3 protein-coding genes and 1 pseudogene are annotated in these 3,126 nt (G+C 32.9%); all 4 read right to left on the reverse strand.

Features of this window, described 5'->3' with window-relative positions:
* Window positions 1-409: pseudogene (locus tag J5J05_RS11455) on the reverse strand (transposase); the annotation flags it as partial.
* 155 nt (window positions 410-564) lie between these two features.
* Window positions 565-1,020 carry a hypothetical protein gene (locus J5J05_RS11460; protein ID WP_208560806.1) on the reverse strand — a complete coding sequence of 152 codons (456 nt, stop codon included), beginning with the start codon at window positions 1,018-1,020 and terminating at the stop codon, window positions 565-567.
* Window positions 1,020-1,538 carry a YcxB family protein gene (locus J5J05_RS11465; protein WP_208560807.1) on the reverse strand — a complete coding sequence of 173 codons (519 nt, stop codon included), beginning with the start codon at window positions 1,536-1,538 and terminating at the stop codon, window positions 1,020-1,022. Before J5J05_RS11465 ends, J5J05_RS11460 begins: the two co-directional genes overlap by 1 nt.
* Before the next feature lie 395 nt (window positions 1,539-1,933).
* Entirely contained in the window at window positions 1,934-3,013 is a 1,080-nt protein-coding gene (locus J5J05_RS11470) for an IS30 family transposase (protein WP_208559143.1), read from the reverse strand.
* Between the last annotated feature and the right edge of the window lie 113 nt (window positions 3,014-3,126).

The following is a 3,126-nucleotide window of genomic DNA, read 5'->3' on the forward strand; positions in this document are numbered from 1 at the left end:
TGTTCAAGTTCCGCGTCACTTTCTTTCTTTATTACTTCGTAATAATAAGATCCTCTACTGATCTCAAGGGCACGGCACATCGCTGATATAGAATATTTATGTTTATTACGTTTGATTACTTCGACTTTCGCCCGAATATCAGCGCCGCTTGCTTTAAAATATCATTTTCCATTTGAAGCTGGGTATTGGCTTTTCTTAATGCTTTCAATTCTTTCTGTTCAGGTGTTAAGTTATCTTTTTCTTTGAATGAACCGGTTTGATGATGTTGACTTACCCACTTGTCAAAAGCAGATCCTGTAAGGTCATATTCTTCTATGATTTCTTTTCTTGATTTTCCTGCTTTGTGTAAATCAACAATTTGCTTCTTGAATTCATCTGTATAAGTTCGACGTGGACGACGAGTAGACATGATAGATTCCTCCTGTGTGCGTTGTGTTTAGTATACACACCTTATCTTTTCTGTCCAACTCAGTGTAACCTATCCAAAATGATTATGAAAACAACTTATGGTATGAAGTTGTTTTCAAGTAAGAATGACTCTGTTCCAAAGAATTGATTAGCTCATCAATTAATAAAACTGAAATCAACGTTCTTCTTGTTGATGATTGTATATTCTGTAAATGAATTAAGTATGATTAATCGGTACTCATCTTCATAGTAGTCACTTATTTCATCAATGGGAAATTCTAAACTATGAGAATCATAGTAAACTAAAATTTTTTTATCAATAACTTCGCATGTATAGGTGAACAAGTAAAAGTCATTACTTCTTTTAAATTTACCTTTAGCTATAGTTTTATAACGGTACTTAGTATAGAAGATATAAAATAAATAGAAGAATAAAAGAAAAATTATTGTAGCTATAAGAACATGCTCAATTACATAATAAAACGCAACAGAAACTATTACAGCATAAAGAAGAGAAGAATATAAATATTGCCCTCTAATTTGATTTCTTTCTAAACTGATTTTTTCTGCCATCTCAAGGTCGCTTAGGTTTATCTTAAAATTAATTTTCACTAAACATCTTCCTTTTCCTTATTCTGTGCTTTGTTGCGAATTTTTTTTATGAGGTATTCACTCTCTTCGATAGAAGAATTTTCAAAATCCTTTTTCAAAATGAAATATGATGAATAATTTCCAAATAAAATATATAAGTTATTCGTATCTTCTCTGAAATCTGTAATTGAAGACCAGTTTATTTCAATAGATACGTCAGGATAGTTTAATCCAATTGATTTGTCATTTACAGTAAAATTTATTGAATAATTTTTTCTGATTTTTCCATTTTTTTTGAGAGTGTTTCTTAAAAGTCTTTTGTATAAGAAAAAGTAAATGAAAAAATAAAAAATGAACCATAAGAAGATATAAGAAACAAGCTTAGTATCTGGATCAATCAAATATTGTACTGCTACAAATAAGGAGGCTACAGCAATACTATTTTCTTTTCTTTCAGAATTCTTTTCTTTTATGTATTTACTTGCTAATATTTCTGAAGAAACGATATCTTCGAAATTTATATTACTTTTGACTGTCAATTATTTCACCTCATTATGAAAGAATTTGAAATTAGATACTTTTACGTGATTAAAATGTTCCAATTTTTACCTATATTCATACTATCATTAAATATAAGGCGGATGCTATCATATTTTTATTAATGTAGTTCTTAAATTGTTATGAAAATCTAAGACACTATCATAATCAATTGAAAAATTCTAGATTCAAACATGCATTCAACATTATTCTGATACATATTGAAAATTAAATTACACACATTTAATCTGAAGTAAAGAAATACTAATACTCTATTGTTTTTTTATTTGTAAATTTCAAGTTTAAGTTAGCCACTTAGTTTAAAAAGATAGCCGCAACTGATTGTTTAATTTGTTATTGGAAGACGTCACTTGTTATTTGATAAGCACTAACGTGCTCAGGTTGCTTGGGACAAAGAGCGCAGAGCATTGGCAAAACAGTCATGTGGTGTTTTATATCCAAGTATTTTCCGAGGATAGTCATTCATCCATTGCTGGATTCTCAAGTATTGTGTTTCACTAAATTGATTGATAGCTTTTCCTTTTGGAATAAATCGGCGAATAAATTTATGCTGGTTCTCGCTTGTTCCTCTTTCCCACGAAGCATAAGGATGACTGAAGTACACATCAAGTGTCTCGTGAAGTGCCTCATGAAGACCGGCAAATTCAGATCCATTATCAGAAGTGATGGTCTTAAATACTTTAGAGAACGTATCACCGGCTCGATATCGTAATTGACTGATTGCCTGATTGACAGATTCTATATCTTTACCATTGAGTTTAAGGATGATTTCAAAGCGTGTTTGACGTTCAACTAACGTCAATAAAACCGAATCGGTTTTTGTTTTGTTTCCAACAACTGTATCAACTTCCCAGTGACCAAAGGTCTGCCGGTTATCAATTTCTGCGGGTCTTTGTTCAATAGATTGGCCTAGCATTCGCTTGTTTCTTCGGCTTCTATAAGTAGTATCTTTTGGTTTACGCGATAGTTTTTCGAGTAGATCCATATTCTTTGTTCTCATAATGCCTTTGTCAATCCATCCATAGAGCGTCGTTGTACAGGGAATAATAGATGAGTCAAACAAGTCATGTGTCTTCGCAAATCCAATGACTACATCTGGAGACCACTTTTCCTGTAACAATTTATCATCTGCCCACTCAATAAAGGCATCCGTATCAGCCCATTTTGGCCGACGGCCACAGTTCAACCGTAGTTTATCGTAAGCTGCTTGTCCGGCATCGGGATCGTAGAGAGTTGTATAGTAGTCGTAAACTTTACCGTTTTGTTTTTGCCGATTAAGTTGCGTAATGGTTCCACGACAGATTTCGCTATTAATGGTTTGCGGGGCACATCCTAATGCCTTTGCAATTTGACGATTGGAGTACTTCTGAGTCTTTAAAATAGCAATTTGAGAACGTTCTGAATGAGATAAGTGTTTTCCCTTACGTGCTGATATGTTATCGTTAGAGTGCGTCATGTGAATTCATCCTGTCTATTGAGAGTTAGCGGTAACTTCAATATAACATGAAATTCACATGGCGTTTTTTTTGTGGGTTAGCCTAAGTGGCTAACTTCATTATAAAATCCAGC

The organism is Marinilactibacillus kalidii, from assembly GCF_017599325.1.
Taxonomy (GTDB): Bacteria; Bacillota; Bacilli; order Lactobacillales; family Carnobacteriaceae_A; genus Marinilactibacillus; species Marinilactibacillus kalidii.

Excerpts from the sequence above, each read along its gene's own strand:
- J5J05_RS11470 (WP_208559143.1), bottom strand. The coding sequence starts at position 3,013 with ATGACGCACTCTAACGATAACATATCAGCACGTAAGGGAAAACACTTA.